The following is a 26511-nucleotide window of genomic DNA, read 5'->3' on the forward strand; positions in this document are numbered from 1 at the left end:
AATCGTAGAAAATTTGAGTATAAAAACAACAGTCAATTAGAATACCAATTAACTACTTCGGCTAAAGTCTTATTTATCTAATGATGGTTCTTAATTCTGCATTGTAATCATAGGTAATATCCATCCATTAAACATGTTTTGCCATGAACCTTCTCCATAAAGTTTAAAAAACTCCTTTTTAAATCCACTATGTGCAGACCAATCGGCATTGCTTTTCGCTGAAATTGTATTTTAGGAAAAGCGAAAAAAAGAAGATTGATATCGTTTGCACTGAGTCTAAGAATCAAAATTGGAGAATAATATTCTGAATAATCCTTTAAAAATGGTGTGGATAAGAAAAAAAAAAGCATATATTTGAAGCTCTTAAAGATGAGGAATAGCTTGAAACAGATAAATAACATAGCGATTGAAATGAACATGTTGGGAAACAATATGGGAATGTCTATGTCTGGAACTTCTATTTGTACTATTTCTACAATAATCACAACTACGACCACAACCCTTTAGGGGGTTGAATTATTACATATCGCCACAGGTGAGTAGTTGATTGCTCAAAAACCATAGGGTATTTTGTACCTTGTACAATAACTAATTATGCAATAATTGGTGTTGTCGGAGCATTCTTAATAACAAAGCAGAATAACTATTTAACCAAAATTTATATCAACCGATGGACAACCGGACATTTGTACGGAAGGGAATCTATCTTAAGAAATTAATCAATGAAGGTTTTAAAATTTGGAGGGAGCTCAGTTTCTAATTCAGAAAATTGTAAGCGCGTTCAGGAGATTATTAAAAGGGATTATGCCAACTGTAAGCAAGTTGTAGTTGTTTCAGCTTTTGGTGGAGTTACCGATGAGTTGGAAAGATGTATTAATCTGGCTGGCAATAGGAATAAAGAATATGAAAATTCCCTTTTTAAAGTAAAGGAAAGGCATTTTCAAGTAATTAATGAACTTAATTTGCCGGCAGAAATAGAATTGGGTACATCAAAGAAATTTGATGAGATAGCAGAACTACTTCAAGGGGTTTATCTGTTGGAAGAAATCTCGCAAAAGGTGAAAAATTCTGTAATGGGATCAGGTGAGATATTATCATCTCTCATTTTTTCAGCCTATCTGAAACAATGTGGGATGAATACTGTGCTTTTCGATTCCAGAGATTTTATCAAAACACAGAATGGCAAAGGAGTATTTCTAAATAGTGAGCAGACCAATAAAAATTTGGAAGCAGTAAAAGATGTAGAATTTCAAGTTGCCTTGTTTCCAGGCTTCATAGCTTCCGGTCAAAAAGGAGAAATGACCTTACTTGGGCGTGGCGGATCGGATTACACAGCTTCTATTTTGGCAGCAGGATTAAAATGCAGCGAGTTGGAAATTTGGACTGATGTAAGCGGCATGTTTACTGCCGATCCAAGATTAGTATCGCAGGCTTTGCCAATTGAGCAAATGTCTTTTCAGGAAGCAATGGAACTTTCTCATTTTGGAGCTAAAGTCATCTATCCTCCAACTTTAATTCCGGTACTGAAGAATAAAATAAATGTTCGCATTAAAAATACTTTTGCTCCCGATGAAAAGGGAACTTTAATTACCTCTGCACCTAAAAGTGAACGTTCTATAGTTCGGGGGCTTTCTTCAATTAATAACATAAATTTATTTACTCTTTCGGGTAGTGGAATGGTTGGTATCAGCGGATTCGCATCTCGCTTTTTCACCTGTTTGGCTCAGAATAAAATTAATGTGGTTCTAATTACTCAGGCTTCATCGGAGCAAAGTATGAGTGTTGGGATTAATGAAGGTGATCGGGAGTTAGCTATTGAGGCAGTTTGTTCCGAGTTCGAAATGGAAATAGGAATGAATCTGGTGAATGAGCCCGCAGTTGAGCAGGATTTGTCAATTGTAGCCGTTGTAGGTGAAGATATGGGATATACTCCTGGAATTTCTGGAAAAGTATTTAGTGTACTTGGTAAAAACGGAGTGAATATTCGGGCTATGGCTCAGGGAGGTAATGAACTAAACATTACTTTCATGGTTCCAACCTTCGATGTGAAAAAAGTATTAAATGTTATTCACGAAGATTTCTTCATATCAACTCATAAAAAGGTCAATTTATATATTGCAGGTGTTGGAAATGTCGGTGGTAAGTTATTGGAGTTTATTAAAAATCAATACGATTATCTGCTTGAAGAGAAAGGATTGCAATTAATTGTTCGTGCAGTGACCAATAGTCGAAAAATGCACTTTGCACAGGATGAAAATATGCTTCAGGATTGGAAGCAAAAGTTAGAGGATGAATCAGAGGCCGCCGATTTGCAGGAATTTGTAAAGAGAATGGATCAGGCAAATTTGAGGAATTCAGTGTTTGTGGATATCACGGCAAGTGAAGCTGTAAGTAAGGTGTATCAACAGGTATTGAATTCTACTGTTTCTATTGTGGCATGCAATAAAATTGCGGCTTCTTCTGAATTTGATAATTACCTGAGAATTAAAGATGCAGCAAAAAAGCACAATGTGGAATTCATGTTCGAGAGTAATGTGGGAGCAGGATTGCCGGTGATTAGTACAATTAACAGCCTGATTCATACCGGCGATAAAATTGTTGGAATTGATGCTGTTGTTTCTGGTAGCCTGAACTTCATAATGAATGAATTTAATAATGGTAAATCGTTTGTAGAAGCAGTGAAGATGGCAATGGAGCAAGGGTTTACTGAACCAGATCCAAAAATCGACTTGAGCGGAATGGATGTATTAAGAAAGCTTTTGATATTATCTCGTGAAGCTGGTTACAAGTTGGAAGTGCAGGATGTAGAGCATGAGCCTATGATTCCATTGTCTTGTTTGAACGGAGAAACTGCAGCTGATTTAATCCGCGATCTGGAAGCTCATAATGATCATTTTGAAGCTTGGAGAACTGTGATGGATGAAAAAAACATCAGGTATCGTTACATCGCTTCTTTTGCAGATGGCAAAGCTAATGTAAGCCTTAAAGAGGTTACTCCCGATCATCCATTTTACGATATACATGGTAAGGATAATGTAATTTCGCTAAAAACGAAGTGGTACAACGATCAACCATTGATTATTAAGGGTGCCGGAGCAGGAGCAGAAGTAACAGCTTCAGGGATTTTTGGCGATATCATTAGAATAACCAGCAATTAATTACCAATAAAGAAAATTGAATAACATGTCAGATAGTGTGAAAGTTTTTGCTCCGGGCAGCGTTTCCAACGTTGGTTGTGGGTTCGATATATTAGGATTTGCCATCGATGGGGTGGGCGATGAAATGATTATTACCAAAAATGATCAGAATAAAATAATTATACAAACAGTTAAGGATTATGAGGATCTGCCTACAGATCCAAAGAAAAATGTTGCAGGTGTTGCCATTCAGGCTTTATTGGATGATTTGGAAAGCGATCAGGGATTTGATGTTGAGATAATTAAAAATATCAAGCCTGGCAGTGGAATTGGTTCAAGCGCTGCAAGTGCTGCAGGTGCGGTTGTTGCAGTAAATGAATTGTTAGGCAAGCCTTATACAAGAATGCAGTTGGTTGATTTTGCCATGAAAGGGGAGGAAGTTGCTTCGGGTGATGTTCATGCTGATAACGTTGCTCCTGCAACACTGGGAGGTTTTTGTCTGATTCGGGGATACAATCCTCTGGATGTGATTCATATTCAACCGCCTGCAAATCTTTGGTGTGCTGTTATTCATCCACAAATTGAAATTAAGACCAAAGAAGCGCGGGAAATATTGTCTCCTCAAATTCCCCTAAAAAAGGCAATTCGCCAGTGGGGAAATGTGGCGGGCTTAATGGCCGGACTTTATACTTCTGATTTTGCTTTGATCGGACGTTCTCTTGAAGATCATATTGTAGAACCGCAAAGGAAGGTGCTGATTCCTGAATTTGATGAATTGAAGCTGTCTGTTATGGAAGCCGGAGCATTGGGTTGCAGTATTTCAGGTTCGGGACCATCCGTATTTGCATTGGCAAATGGAAAGGAATCTGCAGATGTTATTGCTGCCGCCATGGATACAGTCTATAAGCGTACCGATTTGGATTACAAAATTTATGTTTCCAAAGTAAGTGAAGGTGGAGTGAAAATTCTGTAAACAGTGTGTAATTAGTTAAGAAATCGAATAGATTTTGATTCAAGAACAGGAAGAAAGGATAGACTTGTGAAATACTTTAGTACAAATAATAAAGAGATACGTTATAGCTTTAAGGAAGCTGTAATAAAAGGACTTGCACCGGATAACGGATTGTTTTTTCCGGTTTCAATACCAAAGTTGGAAGATGAATTTTTTCAACGATTGACAGAACTAAGTTTGCCTAAAATTGGATATGAAGTGGCTAAGCATTTTGTGGGAGATGACATTTCGGATTCTGATTTGAAGAAAATTACCGAAGAGGTACTTAATTTCCCAATTCCAGTTGTGTCGATAGAAGATGGTGTTAACACTTTGGAGCTGTTTCATGGCCCGACTTGCGCATTTAAGGATGTAGGTGCCAGATTTATGTCACGATGCCTGAGTGCTTTTGCCAAACAGAATCAGAAAGAAGTAACAATTTTAGTTGCCACCTCTGGAGATACAGGAAGCGCGGTTGCCAATGGCTTTTTAGGTGTTGAGGGAGTAAAGGTGATTATATTGTATCCTGCCGGTAAGGTAAGTAAAATTCAAGAGCAGCAATTGACCACTATGGGACAAAACATCACAGCTCTTGAGGTTGACGGTACTTTTGATGATTGTCAGGCATTGGTGAAAACGGCTTTCGGCGATGATGATTTAAATGCGGAATTGAATTTGACTTCCGCAAATTCTATAAATATTGCTCGCTTGTTGCCACAAAGTTTCTATTATTTCTACGCTTGGGCACAACTGCAGCCAACAAATAAAAAAGTTGTGTTTTCAGTTCCCAGCGGAAATTATGGAAATCTTACAGGAGGATTGCTGGCAAAACAGATGGGATTACCAATTGATTCATTTATTGCATCGGCAAATATAAATAAGGTTGTACCGGATTATTTGAGTTCCGGGAAATATGAGCCAAAAGCTTCTGTTCAAACTATTTCAAATGCAATGGATGTTGGTGCACCCAGTAATTTTGCACGTATGATGGAGTTGTATCAGGAGAATCATGCAGAAATTTGTAAAGATATAAAGGGAGCTTGGTTTTCAGATAAGGAAACTCAAGAGGCAATAGCGGATGTATATAATAGGAAGAAGTACATTCTTGATCCACATGGATCTGTTGGATACTTAGGTTTGAAAAAATACTTAAATACGGATAGTGAGGTAGGTGTTTTTTTGGAAACAGCGCATCCTGCAAAATTTAAGGATACAGTTGAAAAGGTACTTAATACTGAAATCAGGGTTCCAGACTATCTTCAGGAGTGTTTGGGAAAAGAAAAAAGGAGTATTTTAATAGGTAAGAATTTTTCAGAGTTTAAAAGCTTCCTTCTACTTAAATAGGATATCCTGAAAGGCTGTCATTATTTATGAACAGCCTTTTGTTTCTAATCATTTTATAATGATGTATATCATTGTGTAATACATTTTAACGATATATACAGGAGATTGCGATGTTGGTTTTACAGACTCTTCAAATCTAGGTATAGTGTTGAATATTAGTTTTTTATGCGTGTGTGATGTTGGGGTTTAGGTTCAGTATTGGCTTGTCATATTAAATATTAGTGAATAAAGTATTTAGTAAACTAGTTAAATAAGGAAACACCTTTAAATAGAGTTATGATTTAATTCACATTCTGTTCTTTATTGTTTACGGGGAATAGCTTGAAAATTTATAGTTTTATTATGTTTCGATCTTTGAAAGGTTAAATTTCTTATTTTTTCTTATTGGAAATTTGCAAACCATCAGAAATCCTTTATATTTGTATATGATTCAAATTTAAAAGCAATTTTTAACCCTAAAATTTTATAAAGTTATGAACAAAGCTCAATTAATTGATGCAATTGCAAGCAAAGCTGGTTTGACTAAAGCTGATTCTAAAAAAGCATTAGATGCTTTCATTGAAACTACTACTGAAGCATTAAAAAGTGATGATAGAGTAGCACTAGTAGGATTTGGTTCATTTTCTGTTTCTAAGCGTGATGCTAGAACCGGTAGAAATCCTCAAACAGGTAAACCAATCAATATTCCAGCAAAAAAAGTTATCAAATTTAAGGCTGGTTCTGAATTAGCAGACTCTGTACAATAGATAATTGTTGTCAAAAGATGTTAGAGGGGGTGTATCAATAATACCTCCTTTTTTTTATTCCTAATTTTTTGTGGATGGAGAAGAAGTTATTGCAGGAATCGATTCATTTTTTGGAAGGTTTTACCAGTGAAAAGCGTATCGGATTACTGGATAAAAATATTGAAAACAGAACAAGATATATAACCTTGGTTTTGGAGGATATTTTTCAGGCTCAAAATGCCAGTGCAGTAATTCGTTCATGCGATTGTTTTGGTGTTCAGGATTTGCATGTTATTGAAAATTACAATGAATACCATTTAAATCCTGATGTTGTAATGGGAGCGTCAAAGTGGATGAATTTGCACAGATACAATAAAGAAGAAAGAAATACCCTAAGTACAATTACGAAATTAAAAAATCAGGGATATAGAATTATTGCAACAAGTCCTCATTCGAATGATATTCTTTTACCCGATTTTGATCTGACTAAGGGGAAAGCTGCATTTTTTTTTGGAACGGAGCTGACTGGTTTATCGGATGAAGTAATGAATAATGCCGATGAATTTGTGAAAATTCCAATGTATGGTTTTACGGAAAGTTTTAATATTTCGGTTTCTGCTGCTATAGTATTAAATCATCTTACTACGGAGCTTCGACAATCGGATATTTATTGGCAATTGTCTGAGGATGAAAAGCTGGAGTTGAAATTAGATTGGTTAGTCAGATCGGTAAGATCGGGGGATGAGCTTCTTGGTAAATTTCTTAAAAAGAAGCAATAATATAACCAATTTGAAAAAATTATATTAAGTTAAGCTTTGTGAACAGGAATATTTTGGTTAAATATTTCGGAAATGGTAAAAAGATTGTTATTTTTGATGAAAACTACCTTGACATAGATAAATATGATTTATTTACCTATTTGTATGAATAAAAATTAACTACCCCTATATGAATTGTGTTGTAATTGACGATGATAAACTTTCGAGAAAAGTTGTTGAAAGTTATATTGAAAGAACAGATTTCCTGTCATTTGGAGCATCCTACCCAAGTGCAATTGAAGCCATAAATAATATCAAAAAAAATGAACCTGTTGATTTGATATTTTTAGATATTGAAATGCCGGAGATGAGTGGTATGGAATTCTTAAACAGCCTAAGTACTACGCCCCAAATCATTATTATCTCTTCAAAAGAGCAGTATGCATTGGAAGCTTTTGAGTATGATGTTACTGATTATCTTCTAAAACCTATAAGTTACAGTCGTTTTTTTAAAGCGGTTAGTAAGGCAAATCGTCGTTATAAAAACAGCGAGGGTTTTATGCAGGATAAGAATGAGATTTTCATAAAAAGTAATTCGGCATTGGTTCGTCTGAATTACGATGATATTTTATGGATTGAAGCTTTGGAGAATTATGTGGTTGTGAATTCTTATCATGAAAAATATACGATACATTTTACCATGAAAGCCATCGAAGAAAAGATGCCTTCCACCCGTTTTTCAAGAATCCATCGTTCATATATCGTTAATTTGAGTAAAATTGGAGTGATCGAAGATAATTCGGTTGTGATTGAAACTGAAGGCGGACAAAAATCAATTCCAATTGGAAAATCATATCGTGATAAATTATTAGGAGATATTAATTTAATGACACGATAGTTTTTTTATGGCAGGATTTTTATTGAATTTTGTATTTAAATAAAAATCCTGTTTATGATTACAAATCGACAATTATTTCTGCAGCATGTAGCTACAACCTCTGATTTTCCTATTGCATTGGAAATAGAGAGGGCAGAAGGTATATATATGTACAGCCCGGACGGAAAGCCATATTTGGATCTCGTATCAGGCGTTTCTGTTAGTAACCTTGGACACGGACATCCTCGTGTTCGTCAAGCCATTAAAGATCAGGTTGATAAATATATGCACTTGATGGTGTATGGTGAGTTTATTGAATCTCCTCAGGTTCAATTAGCTAAGTTGTTGTCCGATAATCTGCCTGAGAGTTTAAATTCGGTTTACTTTGTGAATTCAGGGAGTGAAGCCAACGAAGGAGCTTTAAAATTAGCCAAGAGATATACTGGCAGGTCCGAGATGATCACCTTTAAAAATGCATATCATGGAAGTACACATGGTGCTTTAAGTGTATTGGGTGACGAGGAACTGAAAAATGCTTTTCGTCCCTTATTGCCGGATGTTCGAATGATAGAATTCGGAAATGTTTTAGATCTGCAGCAAATCACCGATAAAACGGCTTGTGTGATCTTAGAACCAATCCAATCCGAAGGAGGAATGATTATTCCAACCAAAGAATTTATTCAGACTTTACGTGCAAGATGCACCGAAATAGGGGCTTTACTGATTTTTGATGAGGTTCAAATGGGATTTGGACGAACAGGAAAGCTTTTTGCCTTTGAGCATTTCGATGTGGTTCCGGACATTCTTTGTCTGGCGAAGGCAATGGGAGGCGGAATGCCAATTGGTGCCTTTATATCCGATAAAAAGATACTTGACACGTTCAAGAGCAATCCAATGTTAGGTCACATAACAACTTTTGGCGGACATCCTGTTTGTTGTGCAGCGGCTAAGGCTGCTTTGGAAGTACTTTTAGAGGAAAATATCATTGATGACGTTCAGCGCAAAGGAGAACTTTTTGTGACTCTGCTAAAAGATCATCCAATGGTGAAAGGATTTCGACAATTGGGACTTTTTATTGCTGTAATTGTAGAATCTCAGGACATTATGCTTGCAATCATGAAAGAGGCATATGAGTTGGGAGTTATTATGGATCCTTTCTTATTTTGTGCCGGAGCTTTTCGAATTGCACCCCCTTTAAATATTACAGATGAGGAAATTCATCATGCCTCGGATTTACTAATTCAGGCAATGAATAAGGTGAAAAAATAAAATTTCACGAAATTGATGCTGTTCCTGTAAGAACATTCAAAAATAGATTGATGAGAAAATTATTACTTGTGCTTTTTGTCTTACTCGGTTCTTCGAGTCTTTTTTCACAGATTAGTTTATTGGAGAAGGAACAACAAATCAAATCTGAGTTTGATGGTTTGGTGTTGGCTGATACCGATTCTTTAAAATTGAGTATTTGTAATAAAATTGAAAAATTGTTTTCCGATTTATTAGTCGAAGAGCAGAGTTTTGATTATCCGTTTTCAGAATTGTCAAAAATGGGTAAGTTAACTTCTCCTGATCAGAAATTTCGGATTTTCAATTGGAATTGTGTTTTGAGTGATGGAAGCTATCGATATTTTGGGCTGTTGCAAATTAAACTGAAGAAATCAATTTATGTTGAAAATTTGACTGATTCGGAACTTGCTGGTGATATGTTTCATCAGTATAAACCGGCAAATTGGCCGGGAGCACTTTACTATCAGATTATTCCGTTTAAGACAAAATCCGGCAGTTCTTATTTCTTGCTCGGATGGGATGGAAATGATTTTCGAACCAACAAGAAGCTTATTGAAGTGCTGAGTTTTGATGAGAACGGGCAGGCAACTTTCGGAATTCCTGTGATTTTATGGAAAGGAAAAATTTTAAACCGGATAGTTTTCGAATATGCCAAACAGGCCGGAATGACTATTCAGTATCATGAAAAAGAGAAGCGAATTGTATTTGATCATTTGGCACCGTCATCGCCAAATTATCAGAACCAATTTGAATATTACGGACCCGATTTTTCTTACGATGCGCTTGAGTATCAAAAAGGGAAATGGGTATTAGTTGAAAATGTTGATGTAAGAAATAAGTAATAAAAATGAGTGAAACATTCCAATATCAAACAGAGCAGTTTGCTGATATAAAAATATTAAGATACCAGGTTCCCGGTTTTGAGAGGCTGACTGTAAGTCAGAAAGAACTGATTTACTATTTGGCTGAAGCCGCGCGTTGTGGCCGCGACATTTTGTTCGATCAGAACAATAAAAATAACCTGAGTATTCGACGTACTTTGGAAGCGATTGCTAGATCCTACGATGGAGATCGGGAATCGGATGAATTCAAAAGCTTTTTGGTTTATGCCAAGAGAGTTTGGTTCTCAAACGGAATTCATCATCATTATTCGATGGATAAATTCATGCCTGAATTCTCTGAAGAGTATTTTGGAGAGTTGCTGAGCAATACAAATTACGAGTTGTTGCCTTTGTTGGAGGGAGAAGATGTTGTGGGTTTGCTGACCAGACTGGTTCCTGTTTTGTTCGATGAAGATGTGGATGCAAAACGAGTGGTTTTGAATCCTGAATCGGATTTAATAAAGGATTCTGCAAATAACTACTATGAGGGAGTTTGTGAGAAGGAAGTGGAAGATTTTTACGCTAAAGTGGAAAAGGGAGATCTGGAAAGACCAATTTCTGCAGGTTTGAATTCCAAGTTGGTGAAGGAGAATGGTGAGCTGATTGAAAAAACATGGAAAGTGGGAGGAATGTATTCCAAGGCCATCGAAAAAATTGTGCTTTGGCTGGAGAAGGCGATACCTGTGGCGGATAGTAAGCTGCAAAGAGAATCATTGGTGAAATTGGTGGAGTTTTATAAAACCGGCGATTTAAAAGCCTTCGATGAATATTCAATTTTATGGGTGAAAGATTTAGATGCTCATGTGGATGTAGTAAATGGTTTTATTGAAGTGTATGGTGATGCACTGGCAATAAAAGGCAGTTGGGAATCTATCGTTAATTTTAAAGATATTGAAGCGACCAAAAGAGCTGTGATTATTTCTGATAATGCCCAGTGGTTCGAAGATCATTCTCCTGTTGATGAACGGTTCAAGAAAAAAGAAGTGAAAGGCGTAAGTGCAAAAGTGATTACGGTTGCTATGCTGGGTGGCGACTGTCATCCGGCAACGCCGATTGGAGTTAATTTACCAAATGCAGAGTGGATTCGTAAAGAGCACGGGAGCAAATCGGTTACGATAGATAATATTACGCATGCTTATCATCAATCATCATTGAAAGGGGGAATGGTGGAAGAATTTGCATACAGTAAAGAGGAAGTTGCAAGAGCCAAAGAGCATGGATATTTGGGTGGAAACCTGCATACAGACCTGCACGAATGTTTGGGGCATGGTTCGGGACAGTTGTTGCCTGGTGTGGGGATGGATGCATTAAAAAATTACCATTCAACTCTGGAAGAAGCCCGGGCTGATTTATTCGCCTTGTATTATATGATGGATCCTAAAATGGTTGAATTGGGATTGATGCCAAGTTTGGAGGTTGCCAAGGCAGAATACGATGGCTACATTCGTAATGGATTAATTACTCAGCTGACCAGAATTGAGTTGGGGAAAGAGATCGAGGAATCGCACATGAGAAATCGGCAGTTAATTGCCAGGTGGGTTTTTGAAAGAGGAGAATTGGATAAGGTGATTGTGAAGATGCAGGAAGAAGGGAAGACTTACTATGTTGTGAATGATTATCAAAAACTGAGAATACTATTCGGAGATTTATTGAAAGAAGTACAACGAATAAAATCGGAAGGCGATTTTGAGGCTGGTAAACGTCTGGTTGAAGATTATGCCGTGAAGGTTGATGTTGAGTTACATAAAGAGGTGAAGGAAAGATTTGAAAAGCTGAATCTGGCTGCTTATGCCGGCTTTATTAATCCTGATTATCATCCGGTTTACGAAGAAGACAAAATTGTTGATGTTACAATTTCCTATCCAATGGATTTTATGGAACAGATGCTGGAATATGGAGAGAGGTATTCTTTTCTACCGAATATAAATTAAAAAGAAGAGGCTGTTTCTATTGAGACAGCCTCTTTTTATGAGTTCAATTTAGAAATTAAATTTTAATTTAATTCCAGTATCCTGATGATGTTTACCATCAAAACTCCAGACAACCTCTACATCCAGCAAAAGGAATATTTGCGATAAACCGTAACCAACCTCCCAATAATTCTTTTTGTCAGCATGAGTCAGGTAATTGGCAAATAGTCGTTCCTGAATGGCCAAAGAATTGTTCAGTATTGGTAATCGCTTTAGCAGAAACCGATCAGATGTGTATTGCAGGTGTGCTTCCAGATAATCTTCTGTTGTTGAGTGTTGATAGTAATCAAGTAATCGGAAAGTATCCCATTTGTTTGCAAACATAAGTACTGGTTTACTGGTGTTAAAATGGCGGTAATCAGAAAAGAAAGTCTGTTTGTTGGTAAGGAAACTTCCGGCTCTGGCGCTATAGTTTATGCGATCGTTAAAGCCAATATCAAATGCTTGTTTTACCGAGACTTCCAGCAGGGAATAGTCGGTTTCCGAATTAAATACATCGCTAATTCCCTGTTTATAAAGCATTGAAAATGTTGGTTGCGAATGATAGTTGACCATGTTTTTAACACCTTTTTTAATGGAGTATCGATAGCGGGGTGTATATTCTAATTGGGCAGTAAAAGTTAATGCTTTGTTGTCTCGAATCAATTCGGGATTTACGCCTGTTGGGATATTGGGTGTGTAGGCATTGTCTTTCGGACCCGTGAAATAGAATTTATTGGTGTTGTATAATTGTTTTCTGTTGGCATACTCCAATTCCGTATGGAGATTTAATCCATTCGCCAGATCGGTTTCATGCCAGATATTCACATAGTTTTTATCATACAGTTTTAAATAGTTGTCCTTGTAGGTTAACGAAGTAATCATATTCAGCATTGGATTTATGCCTGAATCTTCATTAAAATCGACAGCTTTGCTTCCTCCTTTAATACCAATCCAAGCCCGTTTTAGTCCGTTGTAACGATACCTGCTGCTTAATGAATAATCGAGATGTTTTCGGGAGAAGGCATAAGTGAAATCAGGTGATAAATCGAAATAATGACCAATGGTATCCTTTTTAGTATATCTGAAAGGCGCAGTAAATGTAAAACCCTGAACGGTGTTGTAGGAAATTTTATCGAAAGCAAAAAGACCTGGAGTTGTGAGTGAAGAATTTTCTTCTTTGTACTGATACGTTTTACCAAACAAAACATGTTTGAATTTAAACTTTCGATTTGCCTGGCGAACAGAATCTTTGTATTCCGGAGTGTTGCGAACAATTTCGATCGAATCCTTTTTCGTGAAACTAATCTTTTCGTCATCCGATAGGGGGATGGGTCTCATCTGAGTCCAGTACAAGGAATCTTTATCTTTGGCATCTTTAGCAATTTTCAGTTTTTCGATTTTAATTTCCAGTGGTTCTTTCACCTTCTCTGTGCGCTTTTCCTGATTTTCTTTTTCCATCAATCGGTACAACTTTCGCATGTCCGAGTTATTCATATCATCCTTTTCCAAAAGATTTTGAATTTCATCTTTCCGTTTTTTCTCCTTAACCGATAATATTTCTGAATCTTTCTGATTCGTAAGATCATTAACACTTTCCACCTCTTGTTTTCGAGCAAGTTCTTGTTGCTTTAAATAGTCATGATCTAAATTGGGATTTAAAACGATTTTATAATCTTTAATGGAAGCAACATAAATCATATTCACGCCAAATCCCATGCCTTTAAAATTCACATCAAAATCGAAACTTACCGGCATCCATACGCTTTCGTTAACAGGAGCATACAATTGATGCATGTGTATATCGGTCATTGGAAGATTGAGTCTTAAATCGGCAGAATGGATGTTCCAGAAATTTTCGGCGATGTTCAGGAATCCACGAAAGAGATCTTTTCCTTTTCGTTTGGGCGTTACCTTTATTTTGTTGATCATTCTTCCCTGATCTTCAAAAACCGATTCCAACTGAAATTTGTAGACAGAAAATGCCGTTTTATCCAAGGGTGATATGAATCCATCTTCTTTGGTATCGTATAAGTTGGCGGTAATAAATTGCATTGGGTTGGTCTCTTCACCTAAACCTGATGAACGGACAGATATCACTTCCTCTTCAATTTTATCGGGAAGTTCGAAGTGAATTTTTGATATGTTTTCGGTTACAAAAGTCTTGTTTTCGGTAATGCCTTCTTCAGCCAGTTTCTTTTTAAAAAGCCGTGGTACACTGGTGATTTTCCCCGATCCTTTTAAATATACCGTATTGTTGTATTCGCTTACTTGCTTGGTATAATAATCACCCATGGCAATTGCTTTTCGCATTACATAGTAGGCCGGATCTTCACCGCTGGCCAATACTTTTACTTCCTTTAACTGATAAGTTTGAGGAGCCAAAGCAACATTCATTTCCACATCTTTGTCGTTGATGCTCACCTTTACATTTTTGGTTTTAAAACCCAAATACCGGTATTCGAGCTCCCATTCGCCTTTTGGGAGGTCTAATTGATATTGTCCGTCGATATTTGAAGTTGTTCCGGTAGCCAGCGTTTTTATGTAGATATTGGCAAAGGGAATGGCATTGCCTTCGGTATCGGATATTGTACCTGTAATTTGTTGTGCATTGCTCAGTAAGGAGCATAAGAGTAGTAGGGAGCTAATTGTGAATTTGATCATACTTTGTTTTTGTTATTAGTAAGACTAAGACGATTGAAAGTTTGAAAAGGATACAATGGAATTTTAATTGGCTGATATTGCTTCCTTTTGAGGATTGTAAATTTATCAAAAAAATACAATATAAGGTTAAGCAGTAGTTTCGTTTTATGATTTTTTAATAAAAAGGGATAGTATTTAACATGCTTTTTCAGTTATCAGTAATATATAACAATGATGTGTATTAATCAGCATGTACTATTTGTCGTTTAATTGGAGAAGAACTGACAGTATTCTGAAATTTTTTCTTGTTTCCTGTCTTAATGACAGAAAATTTCTCTTGGCATAGGCTTTGACTGTTCCTCATTCGAAAAATTGTAATTCAAAAATTTAAAACAATATAATTATGTCAACAGGAAAAATTGGTGTTACTAGTAACGATCTGTTTCCAATCATTAAGAAGTTTTTGTATTCAGATCACGATATCTTTTTGCGTGAAATTGTTTCCAATGCAGTAGATGCAACTCAAAAATTGAAAACGTTGGCTTCAACCGGCGAATTTAAGGGTGAAGTAGGAGAATTAAGAGTTTCTGTTAGTATTGATAAAGAAGCAAAGACGATTACTATTTCTGATAATGGTATTGGTATGACTCAGGAAGAGATTGAAAAATACATCAATCAGATTGCTTTTTCGGGAGCTGAAGAGTTCATGGATAAATACAAAGATCAGGCAAATGCTATTATTGGTCATTTCGGATTGGGTTTTTACTCTTCGTTTATGGTATCCGACAAGGTGGATATTGTTACTCTTTCGCACAAAGAAGGTGCCGAAGCAGTAAAATGGAGCTGTGAAGGAAATCCTGAATATACTTTAGAGAAAGTTGAGAAAGCTGAACGGGGAACTGATATTGTAATGCACATTTCGGAAGAGGAAGAAGCCTTTTTGGAAGAGAGCCGTATTCAGGAATTGTTGAACAAATATTGTAAGTTTTTACCTGTAGAAATTGCTTTTGGAAAGAAAAAGGATTGGAAAGACGGTAAGAATGTTGATACCGACGAAGACAATATTATTAACGATACAAATCCTGCATGGACAAAGAAACCCGCTGATTTAAAGGAAGAAGATTATAGCGATTTTTACCGTCAGTTGTATCCAATGGGCGAGGATCCTTTGTTTCACATTCACCTGAATGTTGATTATCCTTTTAACCTAACTGGTGTATTGTATTTCCCAAAAATTAAGAATAGCGTTGAAATTCAGAAGAACAAAATTCAATTGTATTGCAATCAGGTATTTGTTACCGATTCGGTGGAAGGTATTGTTCCAGAATTTTTAACCATGCTTCACGGTGTGCTTGATTCTCCGGATATTCCATTGAACGTATCCCGTTCATACCTGCAAAGTGATGGTAATGTGAAGAAAATTGCCAGTCATATTTCTAAAAAAGTTGCCGATAGCTTGAATGATATTTTCAAGAACGATCGTGCCGATTTTGAGAAAAAATGGGATGATTTACGCATTTTCATTCAGTATGGAATGTTGACTGAAGAGAAATTCTTCGATCGTTCCAAAAAATTCATGTTGTTCAAAAATACCGAAGGAAAGTATTTTACAATGGAAGAATATGAGGCGATTATCAAGGAAAATCAGACCGATAAAGATAGTAATATCATTACTTTATATGCTACTGATGTGGATGCTCAGTATACTTACATTGAGGCTGCAAAAGCAAAAGGATATGATGTTTTGGTGATGGACAGTCAGTTGGATAATCACTTGATTAACCACTTGGAGCAAAAAACACCAACTACAAAATATGTTCGTGTTGATTCCGATATCATTGAAAAATTGATTCAGAAAGATGAAGTGAAAGTATCTAAGCTTACTGAAGAACAAAGAAATGACTTGATTCCTGTTTTCAATTCTCATTTGCCATCGGGGAAAGTAAACTATATTGTGGCTTTCGAATCATTAGGAGCAGATGCACAACCATTACTAATTACTCAATCGGAATTTATGCGTCGTATGAAAGATATGGCTGCCATGAATGCTGGAATGGGTTTCTATGGTGAAATGCCTGATTCTTATAATCTGGTAGTAAACTCCGATCACGCTTTAATCGAAAACATTCTTAACGATAAGGATGCAAAAATGGGAGAGAAGCTTGCTGAGGTTTCGGCAAAATTGACTCCAATTTTAGAGGAAAGAGCTCAATTGGATGCTTTGAAAAAGGACAAGAAAGAAGAAGAAGTTCCTAAGGAGGAAAAAGATAAGATGGCTGAGGTTCAGAAACAAATTTCTGCTGTGAACGCTGAAAAAGAAGAATTGCTGAAAGGATATGGTAAGGACAATCAGTTGGTAAAACAATTAATCGACCTTGCATTGCTTGCCAACAATATGTTGAAAGGAGCAGAGTTGGCAAAATTCGTAAAACGAAGTGTTGATATGATCAAGTAATTCATCGTATTCATATAATATTTAACAGCCGGACTTTATTGTTCGGCTGTTTTTTGTTATAGCAAATGCGACCGAAAGCTTGAGCTTACTATTATAAATGCTGTGTGAAAGGAGTGTGAATCCTATTTTTGCTTCTTTTCTAATACGAAAAATATTCTGGTTCACAGAAAGATGGGTTTTTTGTAAATTGAAAAATGGCTCTGATCGGGGGTTGTATCTAAAAAACAGCTAAAAAATGGACCTGATCGTGGGTTGAGGTCGAAAAATAAGTTAGAAAACCACTGCGCAGGTGGTGATAGTCGTTTTAGAAATTAAAAAATAGCCCTGATCGTGGGTCGAGGTCAAAAAATAGCTTTGAAAACGACCATGCAGATGGTGATAGTCGTTTTAGCAATTAAAAAATGGACCTGATCGTGGGTTGAGGTCGAAAAATAGTTTAGAAAACGACCGCGCAGATGATAGAGGACATTTCTCGAAAAAAGAGGGTAGGGCAATGGCTGATTTTGGAAACTTAATTCTGAAAATTGAAGTGCTTGTTGTTTTGCACCATTAGTGACTTGTTCGAGCCTTAATATCTTCCCAAGGGTAATCTGGTAAATCGTTTAAAGTCTCCTAGTAATAAGTCTGGTTTCTGTTCATTTACACTTCTGAATATTAAATGAACATGCTTTGTCATGATACACCATGCAAAAGTTTCCATTCCTTTATTTTGTTGACAATAACGCAAGCTATCAAGTATGATTTCTTTGTATTCTAGTCTGGTAAATACATCCAACCATTCTACTACCGCAAAGCTTACAAAATAAACTCCCTCAGGGTTTTTGAACTTATAATTTCTACTCATGACATGATTTAGTTCGGTAATAATTAGAATAGTAAAGTAACATAAATTCATGAATACAAAAAAGCTTGACATTTATGTCAAGCTGCATTTGTTGTTTATCAGTTATTACCACACGAAAGGATTGATTGCATCGGACTTCGTTTCGTGCGGTAGCGGGGGAAGGACTTAAGGATTTACTTATTTAGGTCAATAAAAACAAAACCTTCATTCGTAATTTTAGTTTTAGATTTATAATCACCAGAACTCCCTGTTCCGAAATGAACTACATTTTCGGCACTCTCCCAAATGGAATACATTCGAAAATACTCGCCATCTATGTAAGATGCAGACATACATTCAATTATGCTCTCGTTTTCGTCTTTGTAAAGAAATGACCCATCATTATTATACAAAACTGCACTTATGCAGATATAATCAAAGTCAGTATAAACATCATGTAGATATAATACTATTTTGTATTTATCAGCATCTAAATAACCGAGAGGGCACTTAAAGCCTACGCCGTCTTGCTTAAAATTGTAAGGCTCTTTTAAACTTGTAATATCAAAACTGTGGGATTTGAAAACGTGATATTTCTTAAGTGCAGAATCATTTAGATCAAGCAGATATTCATTCTCGTTCTCTTGAGTTATTCTCACAAATAATGAATCGAATATTTTTGTATCAAGTGGATAATCTAATTTTGGTATTGTTTGTAGATAATTATCGAAAAACACGACTTCCTGAGAACAGCCAAACAAACAAGAGTTTAGGCATATGAAAAGCAAAATAAAATATTTCATTATGTAATTATTTTTGGGGTTTAAAATTTTCACAGTGTAAATGATCCTTATGGCCACTTATATAGGTACAATGAGAAATGTCTTTATCTGAAGATCTTATTCCCATATAACCAAATTTGTATAATCCTTCGGCTAGTTTACTGGTACGTTTTAAAGAATAATTGTCACCACCAATTAATATATTTCCATCTGCAGTTTTAGAATCTTTATTATCCAAGTTCGAAATATCAACATTTATTCCACCCGGATGTGAAACACTAGGAAAGCTTGTGCCATCTATACTCGTAAATCCATTTACCTTAACATCCTCATAACCGGAATCTAATATAGCACCTAATAAAGCGGCAAAACATATTGGTTTTGCATATTCACGATTAGTGTAAGAAGTAAACTTCAGAAGGAAATCACCCTTCTTATATTGAAAATAATTTCCAATAAAATTTGCTTTAATATTAATAGCTTTAAAATTAATATTTTTCTTTTTATACCAGATAGTTTTTACCTTACCTGCATATCTTCCTGTTTTTTTGATATAACTATTAATATTAGTTACTGGTTTGATTGTTGTACCTTTCTCATAATCCGGGATTTCTGTAATAAAATATCTTCCCAATTCGTGTTTACTCCCATTCTTGTCATGATAAACAAACCGAACTTCTTTAGCTCCTTCAATATTCCCTTCTTCTAATATAATACCTGTATGATAAATGTGATAAATTAAATCTACACTCATCCTCCTCATCTGTTCCACAAAAGCCACGGGATGAAAATGGTAAACCACAGGATTAGCTATTGGAAATGGACTAAGTGGTATTGCTTCTTCTTTTTTATCGCCGTAGGCCATTCTTTCGTAAATCCATTTACCTGCTTTATAGGTTAAATATCCTCCCATAGTAACAGGAGAAGTCATTAGAGCTCCATTAATATACTTGCTTCGGTAGCTACTAGTTCGAGTCTCAATGTCTTCCCATAAAGCAAGTTGTTCTACTTTAGCTGAAAAAGCATCTAAGCGTTCTTGTTTTATTGCATCCAATTCTTGCTGATTGGCTAATTCTTCGCCATCTGCATCATTCTCGATGGCTTTTGTGTAAAATTGATCAAGATTATCGATTAATCCGCTTAAATACTGTCCGCCATAGGCCCACTCGTTATGATGCTTACACACCAAATGCGATAGTTTTTCCGCTGCATAATGATTATTTAAAGCTCTTTGCAGTTCATAAGGTTCTAGAATGCCATCTTCATCCTCATCTACAATTGAGCAAACATCTGCAAAAAAGGGCTCTTTATTATCGAAGTTGTAGATATATGTATTAGTCGCATCTTCTTTTACTTCAAAGCCAAACTTGGTCCAATCGTATGCCGAAAAAAGGTCACCCAAATCATCTTTGCTAATTAAACCTTTATAATTGATTGCTACTCCATTTTTTTTCAAACCAATTGGTTCTATATAGTACCATTCCTTATCGTCTTTATCTTTAAAGGTTTTTCCTTCTTTTATATTTACAATTGTATCGGCTACTATTTTTGTGTTCGCATTTTCATCTTCAGGACTGATGAGGTAAATTTCCGAAACATCTTTGTTAAGCCTAAAATATGTTTTGCTTTCGGTAGTGCTTGTTGCCACAGGAGGACTTGCAACTGCTACCGATTCTGTTACAGCACGATTCTGAGTTCCGTTATTGGGTGTTGAAGGTGTAGTTTGGCCTGCAACTTCATTTGTAGAAGCTAGTAGTACTGTAAAATTTAGTGTTTTTTCTTCGATACATTCGTTTTTCACCCAGAATCTAAGACCTTTATTATCATTTAAATAGGACACTCGCCTTTGATCGCCTTCAAGCTTTTTATTTAGCTGTACCTTATCACCTATTTTGGCAATATCTCCAACAATCTTATTGAAATTGGTCAGCCTAGTAGCATCACTTTCATTATTAAAGGTATACATGTTTGATGCATATGTACTTGGAAGTTCTGTGTCTCTGTCATCAACAATAACTTCAAGGTTGTCTACTTCTACTTCGATATACCCTAGGGTGGTTTTACCTGTCTTTTTAACTGGTGTATTTGTTATCAGTTTTAACGGAAATTTCTTTTTAAGCTCAGTTCCTTCGCTAAGTTTTGCGAAATTTTTGCTTTTATCGCCATCCGTATTAGCGTTAGTTAAAAATGGAGTCACATCATCGGGGCTAAAAACTTCAACGTGAGCACACCGATGTTCTTCTTTCTTTTCGAAACCATTCAAGCCTGCGTAACCGATAATGTCTCCTGCTCTTACTTCAATGCAAACATTCTTAACCTGATCTAAATCTTCATTTGTCAAGGTTAAAATATCAACAATCTTTAATTTGTCGGTATGGCAATATCCAGTAAGGCTTTTACCATCCACTTTTTTAACTTTTAGCCAACCTGTTTTCCCTTGGTCTCTTTCGTCAATTTCAATGGAAGCTCCTCTTGTTAATAACTGTTTTACATCTGATTCCTTATCGGCTTTTTCATACAGATTAGCTCCAAAATCTCCATCAACATCAGTATCCGGCTCTTCTAACACCTTACCCGTTTCATGATCAAAACTAAATTTGCCATTCTCTTTTAAAGCATAGGCATAACCTTCAATAACTTTCCCCAAGGGTGTAATATATTCCACTTTCCACCTGGTTTTCTCTTTATTCGTTTCTTTAATGGTGAGTGTCGCACCTTTGGGCGCTGTTGCGAGTACAGATCCTCCACTTTGTGTCATCCTGATACGAACACCTTTCACTTTTTTATTGGAATCATTGGCTGTATCGGCAACCGTATACGAATCTATCTTATAAATCTTAGGAAACGTTTTGGTCTGCATTTCCTCAAAACTGCTCAAATGATTGTATAAAGAATAAAAAGTCATCTTTAGCTCCTTGGGACTTACATAGTCGTGTTGAATCAGTACAAAAGCATTGGAATACCAGCTTTTTTTTCCATCTGATATCTGTTCATAGTATTTCTCGGGTACTCTGTAGGCTATTATTTTTCCATCGGCAATGGCTTTTATTGGATTACTTCCCTCATAATGAATCCCTCCATGCCAGGTATTCATTCGTCCTATGGGATAATAACCTGTTCTATTAGATGCTCCTTTTAAATAAAATGGGTATTTATCGTTGCCATTTTTAGGATTAACTGGATGTACAAATTTCATAATTGACTCTTTAATTAATGGCTAAAATCAATATCCGGCAATACGCCATTCTTTTCTGCCTCTTCTCGAACGGCATCTTGGTTTGCTTGTGCATCGCGAAGATCCTGACTTAAATTGGCTCCTGTAACCACTCCTACAACACTCGAAACCATTTTTTGCGCAATGGTAATTTCTGGAAAAGGAATTTCATTAATGGGTAAACTTGTTGTAGGACTTGGTGTGGAGGTGCTAATTAAGATGTTTGGCTCGCCCGACATAACGATGCCGCCGTGTGCGGTCATATCGCCCTGACAAACTACGGGTACTCCGTTGATGAGTACCGACGGATTTCCCTGAGCAACTACATCGGGAGGGCCCACGCATACGCACATATCGCCCATAAGAGCGGCTGGTTTTCCGTTAATTAATACATTGGGTGCTCCGGGGCCAACTATTGGCCCGCCTACATGGGGCACGAGTCCGCTACACATCGGACACACGTGCATACTTCCTATTGTTGCAATTGGTTTTCCTGCCATATTATTCGTTATTTGGATTGTTAAAATATGCCGTCAAATTTGTTTCTGTACTTTGTTTCAGAAAAAATGGAACTTATCCTCTAATTCCTCTACTAATCAGTAATAAATAGGACCAAAACGAGTAAACGAGGTGACTAAGGTAATTATTCTATTTTATATAACAAATTACAAACTAAAGAACTGCAGAGATACTTCAATAAAAATAATCACAACAATACAGTATCGAAAGATAAAAGTAAACCCACACAACACTCTTGTAGTAAACTCTTTAAGAATATCATAATGAGACTTAAAATGGAATTAAAACACAGGATAATTAATTGTAAATTGGTTTTTCAGGAAGGATACATTTACTATAAGTTATTTAGGGATGCTTCATCTAAAAGGGAGTTCGAAAAAATATATTATCATAAAGCCCAAGTAAAAACACCTGTTTGCTTGCGTGAAGGATTGAAATGGAAACCCCGCAGCATTGATTCAATATTCAGGAGAGGAGATAAATAACTAAACCTGTTTGATACAAGAGTAAAACACCAGAGAGGAGAGGCGAGGAGTTGTAATGGAAAGCCTGACCCGAAAAATAGAGGGGAACGCCCAAAAATTAAAATGCCGCTCCAAATGAATGAAACGGCATTAATTGATATTATCCAGCAAAGTGTATATGTGATATTTTGTTTATTTTTTAGATTTCTTCTTTCGGTTTCGTTTCTTATTTTCAATTGCCTTTTGGCGGCCTTTTGAACCCGATGGAGTTTTTGAATTTTTAGCTGATTTCTTATGAAAGGCACCACTGGCTAAATCCAAACGCACGGTGTTTTTAATTTTAATATTTCGGGTCTGTATTTTTTCATCTTCAAGCAATTGACTTGTAAACACCACCTCAATAGGAACAACTCCTATTTCAATAGGCTTTTTAATTAAAGCTTCTACCTGCTCCATCAACTCCTCTTCGCCTTTGTTTACAAAGCTAATGGCAGTACCATCTTTTTCGGCACGTCCGGTACGACCTACACGGTGAACATACTCAACGTAGTTGCTTGGTATGTCGAAATTGATCACGTGGCTGATGTTTTCAATATCGATACCACGGGCAGCAACATCAGAAGCAATCAATACTCTTGATCTGCCTTCTTTAAAGTCGTTAAGTGCCTTAATCCTTGTATTCTGTGCTTTGTTCGAGTGAATCACACTCAGGTCTTCGCCCAAAAATTCTTCTAAACGATCCACAATCCGATCCGCATTCTTTTTGGTCTCGGTAAATATCATCACCTTGTTAAATACCTCTTTGTCTTTTAAAAGATGTTTAAGCAGAGCTATTTTACTAAGAATATTAGGAGCCTGATATTGAATTTGATGAATGTTTTCAACAGTAGAAGCCTGTGGCGCAATTTCTATTCGCTCTGGATTTATAAGGAAATCATCAGCTAATTGGGCAACAGTATCCGAGAAAGTTGCCGAGAACAGTAAATTCTGATGAACTTCAGGAATAATTTCGAAAATTGCTTTTAACTGAGGCATAAAACCAAGATCCATCAATTTATCAGCCTCATCAACCACAAGCGTTTTAATCATGGTGAATTTCAGGATTCGGGTCATGTAGATATCCATTAAACGACCAGGAGTTGCTACAATGATATCAATACCTGCATACAATTTTTCCTTTTGTGTATTGATGTTCACTCCTCCGTACACCCCAACAGCGCGAAGGTTGATATAAGGAGACAGTAATTCAATTGTTTCAACAACCTGTAAAACCAATTCACGGGTAGGAACAACGATTAACGCTCTTGGATCAAATCCTTGTGCGTAGTTTAATTTCATTAAAATCGGCATCAAATAGGCCAGGGTTTTACCTGTTCCTGTTTGAGCAATCCCAATTACATCTTTACCTGCACGAATTGGGGAAAATACCTTCTCTTGTATTTCTGTTGGTTTCTCGAATCCCGCCTCGTCAAGCGCCATTCTAATCTGTTTGCTTATTTTGATGTCGTCAAATGAAATCATTACCATGGTATTTGAAAATTTGTGCAAAAATAGGCAAATAAACCGACATTAGCGATCTTTCATCGTTATCACCCTTATTTGTATAGCTGTTCAATGCTTTAAATCAGCTCCATATTTGTTGAATTTCATTTTTCAATGCTGAAATCGCTGTTGCGATAGCCGGTTTTTGTTGCTGCATATGCGTTTCAATAATTGCTTTGCACAAAACAATTGAAGAGTCTTCGGGTACCACCTGCGTGGCCTCAGTATTAATTAATCGAATTGTGCTGTCTTTTGCATTTTTTAACAGCATCCACGATTCATCGGTAACATACAGTTGCTGTGCAAGATTGTGTTCGTATTCCGTGCGAATAGCAAGAATCAATTTTTGCTGCAATTGTAAATTTGTTAACCCGTTTGTATTTTCTCTAACAATTAACGATTCGGGATGAATACGTTCCAGAAAGATGATTAATCGCTCGCAGGCCTGAAGTCTTATTGGAGTGGTTTCTTTTTGATTCTTCAGTAAAAGCTGATGCTTAATTTTGCGCTCTTCATGCTTTAAAAATTGCTTTATCAGCAGATAAGCAGTGGCAAAAACAACCAATGATGGCAGCATATACTTACTAATTTCAAGAATGTCTTTCATTTTAATAGTTTCTTTATATTTTTCGATAGTTATGGATTCCCTATGTATTTAAAAACTGTATCTTTATCCACTGAAATGATAATTCGAAGATAAACTAATCGCACCGTTTATTTTAATTATCAAGGGGGAAAACAACAACAAACACAAAAGTATTAAGCAATTTACAAAATCCCTAAATTAATTTATAATGTTGAAAGTTTCAGATCGAATTGCAGGAATGGAAGTGTCTCCAACTCTTGCTATGTCTCAAAAAAGTAGAGAAATGAAAGCTCTCGGAATTGATGTTATCAATCTGAGTGTAGGTGAACCAGATTTTGATACTCCTGACCACATTAAAAAGGCAGCACAAAAGGCTATTGATGATAATTATTCTCATTATTCGCCTGTTCCTGGTTATATTGAATTGCGTCAGGCAGTGGTAAGTAAGCTGAAACGTGAAAATGATTTGGATTACACTGTTGATCAAATTGTTGTTTCAAATGGAGCGAAGCAATCCATCACCAATGTTATTTTGAGTATTATTAATAAGGGAGATGAAGTAATTATCCCTTCACCTTATTGGGTTAGTTACAGCGAAATTGTAAAACTGGCCGAAGGAGTTAATGTTTTTGTATATGCACCAATCGAGCAGGATTTTAAAATTACTCCTGAACAATTGGAAGCTGCGATTACTCCAAAATCGAAAGCATTTTTATTCAGTTCACCAAGCAATCCTACAGGAAGTTTATATTCAAAAGATGAACTTAAAGCATTGGCTGATGTTTTTGTGAAATATCCTGAGATTACGATTCTTTCAGATGAAATATATGAGCACATCAATTATGTTGGAGCTCATGAAAGCATTGCTCAATTTGAAAATATTTTTGACCGCGTAGTGGTGATTAATGGAGTTTCGAAAGGTTACGCCATGACTGGATGGAGGATTGGCTACATTGCTGCTCCGTTATGGATTGCAAAAGCTTGTAACAAGTTACAGGGACAGATGACATCAGGTGCATCTTCAATTGCTCAAATTGCTTCTGTTGCCGCCTTGGATGGCGATCAGTCAACAACCCTTGCCATGAGAGAAGCATTTCACAAAAGAAGAGATTTAGCTTTGGAACAAATACGAAAAGTGCCTGGTTTCGAAACCCGTGAGCCAAATGGTGCATTTTATCTGTTTCCTAAAGTTTCTCAATTATTTGGGAAGGCAAATGGAAGTTATACCATTAACAATTCTACAGATTTAAGTTTGTTCTTGTTGGAAGATGCGAATGTAGCAACTGTAACCGGTGAGGCATTCGGATCTCCTGAATGTTTACGATTGTCTTATGCTACCAGCGAAGAGCAAATGTCAGAAGCTATCAGTCGAATAAAAGCATCGGTAGAGAAACTGAAATAATCAATCGAATTATATAATTGAATGGCTGTCTTATACAAATGAGACAGCCATTTTTTGTTGGAAGATACTGTTTTGAGTAAGTGAAGAGGTGCAGTTGTTTGTCTTATTGATGAAAAGGATCAATTCTAAAAA

At 36.3% G+C, this 26511-nt stretch carries 18 protein-coding genes; 11 read left to right on the forward strand and 7 right to left on the reverse strand.

Annotation, left to right across the window (positions count from 1 at the left end; genetic code table 11):
- The first annotated feature begins 722 nt into the window (after positions 1-722).
- The 9 genes from thrA to QUH73_RS10105 all read left to right on the forward strand — a co-directional run bounded on the left by thrA (position 723) and on the right by QUH73_RS10105 (position 11931).
- A complete protein-coding gene (gene thrA, locus QUH73_RS10065; protein ID WP_289530310.1) occupies positions 723-3158 on the forward strand; it encodes a bifunctional aspartate kinase/homoserine dehydrogenase I in 2436 nt (811 codons plus the stop codon).
- Positions 3159-3183: 25 nt separating this feature from the next.
- Complete coding sequence (locus tag QUH73_RS10070) at positions 3184-4110, forward strand: homoserine kinase (protein ID WP_289530311.1); 927 nt, start codon at positions 3184-3186, stop codon at positions 4108-4110.
- A 66-nt stretch (positions 4111-4176) separates the two neighbouring features.
- Positions 4177-5472, forward strand: a complete 1296-nt coding sequence (gene thrC, locus QUH73_RS10075) for a threonine synthase (RefSeq protein ID WP_289530312.1) — start codon at positions 4177-4179, stop codon at positions 5470-5472.
- 473 nt (positions 5473-5945) lie between these two features.
- Positions 5946-6218 carry an HU family DNA-binding protein gene (locus QUH73_RS10080; RefSeq protein WP_101311226.1) on the forward strand — a complete coding sequence of 91 codons (273 nt, stop codon included), beginning with the start codon at positions 5946-5948 and terminating at the stop codon, positions 6216-6218.
- Positions 6219-6292: 74 nt separating this feature from the next.
- On the forward strand, positions 6293-6976 hold the full coding sequence (locus QUH73_RS10085; RefSeq protein WP_289530313.1) for a TrmH family RNA methyltransferase: 684 nt from the start codon (positions 6293-6295) through the stop codon (positions 6974-6976).
- Between the two features lie 169 nt (positions 6977-7145).
- Positions 7146-7853: a LytR/AlgR family response regulator transcription factor gene (locus tag QUH73_RS10090; RefSeq protein WP_289530314.1), complete on the forward strand. Its 708-nt coding sequence runs from the start codon at positions 7146-7148 to the stop codon at positions 7851-7853.
- Between the two features lie 54 nt (positions 7854-7907).
- The gene (locus QUH73_RS10095; RefSeq protein ID WP_289530315.1) at positions 7908-9101 is read left to right on the forward strand and encodes an aspartate aminotransferase family protein; all 1194 of its coding nucleotides are present in this window, start codon (positions 7908-7910) and stop codon (positions 9099-9101) included.
- 50 nt (positions 9102-9151) lie between these two features.
- Positions 9152-9961 carry a hypothetical protein gene (locus tag QUH73_RS10100; RefSeq protein ID WP_289530316.1) on the forward strand — a complete coding sequence of 270 codons (810 nt, stop codon included), beginning with the start codon at positions 9152-9154 and terminating at the stop codon, positions 9959-9961.
- A 5-nt stretch (positions 9962-9966) separates the two neighbouring features.
- Positions 9967-11931 (forward strand): dipeptidyl-peptidase 3 family protein, encoded by a 1965-nt coding sequence (locus QUH73_RS10105; protein WP_289530317.1) that lies wholly within the window; start codon positions 9967-9969, stop codon positions 11929-11931.
- A gap of 48 nt (positions 11932-11979) precedes the next feature.
- On the opposite strand, the gene QUH73_RS10110 is transcribed toward QUH73_RS10105, so the two are convergent.
- On the reverse strand, positions 11980-14613 hold the full coding sequence (locus tag QUH73_RS10110) for a DUF5686 and carboxypeptidase regulatory-like domain-containing protein (RefSeq protein WP_289530318.1): 2634 nt from the start codon (positions 14611-14613) through the stop codon (positions 11980-11982).
- A gap of 382 nt (positions 14614-14995) precedes the next feature.
- Here QUH73_RS10110 and htpG point away from each other — a divergent pair, with 382 nt between their 5' ends.
- Positions 14996-17047, forward strand: coding sequence for a molecular chaperone HtpG (gene htpG, locus QUH73_RS10115; protein WP_289530319.1), 2052 nt, complete (start codon positions 14996-14998; stop codon positions 17045-17047).
- Positions 17048-17615: 568 nt separating this feature from the next.
- Here the strand turns inward: htpG and QUH73_RS10120 are convergent.
- The 6 genes from QUH73_RS10120 to QUH73_RS10145 all read right to left on the reverse strand — a co-directional run bounded on the left by QUH73_RS10120 (position 17616) and on the right by QUH73_RS10145 (position 24998).
- Positions 17616-17891, reverse strand: a complete 276-nt coding sequence (locus QUH73_RS10120; protein ID WP_289530320.1) for a hypothetical protein — start codon at positions 17889-17891, stop codon at positions 17616-17618.
- Positions 17892-18064: 173 nt separating this feature from the next.
- Positions 18065-18673 (reverse strand): hypothetical protein, encoded by a 609-nt coding sequence (locus QUH73_RS10125; protein WP_289530321.1) that lies wholly within the window; start codon positions 18671-18673, stop codon positions 18065-18067.
- A 7-nt stretch (positions 18674-18680) separates the two neighbouring features.
- Positions 18681-21848 (reverse strand): hypothetical protein, encoded by a 3168-nt coding sequence (locus QUH73_RS10130; RefSeq protein WP_289530322.1) that lies wholly within the window; start codon positions 21846-21848, stop codon positions 18681-18683.
- A gap of 14 nt (positions 21849-21862) precedes the next feature.
- Positions 21863-22366, reverse strand: a complete 504-nt coding sequence (locus tag QUH73_RS10135; protein ID WP_289530323.1) for a PAAR domain-containing protein — start codon at positions 22364-22366, stop codon at positions 21863-21865.
- A gap of 675 nt (positions 22367-23041) precedes the next feature.
- The gene (locus QUH73_RS10140; RefSeq protein ID WP_289530324.1) at positions 23042-24370 is read right to left on the reverse strand and encodes a DEAD/DEAH box helicase; all 1329 of its coding nucleotides are present in this window, start codon (positions 24368-24370) and stop codon (positions 23042-23044) included.
- Positions 24371-24473: 103 nt separating this feature from the next.
- A complete protein-coding gene (locus QUH73_RS10145; protein ID WP_289530325.1) occupies positions 24474-24998 on the reverse strand; it encodes a DUF7935 family protein in 525 nt (174 codons plus the stop codon).
- A 187-nt stretch (positions 24999-25185) separates the two neighbouring features.
- On the opposite strand from QUH73_RS10145, the gene QUH73_RS10150 reads away from it, so the two are divergent.
- Entirely contained in the window at positions 25186-26379 is a 1194-nt protein-coding gene (locus QUH73_RS10150; protein WP_289530326.1) for a pyridoxal phosphate-dependent aminotransferase, read from the forward strand.
- Positions 26380-26511: the final 132 nt, after the last annotated feature.

Origin of the sequence: Labilibaculum sp. K2S (assembly GCF_030372765.1) — a bacterium.
In the GTDB taxonomy this organism is placed as follows: Bacteria; Bacteroidota; Bacteroidia; order Bacteroidales; family Marinifilaceae; genus Labilibaculum.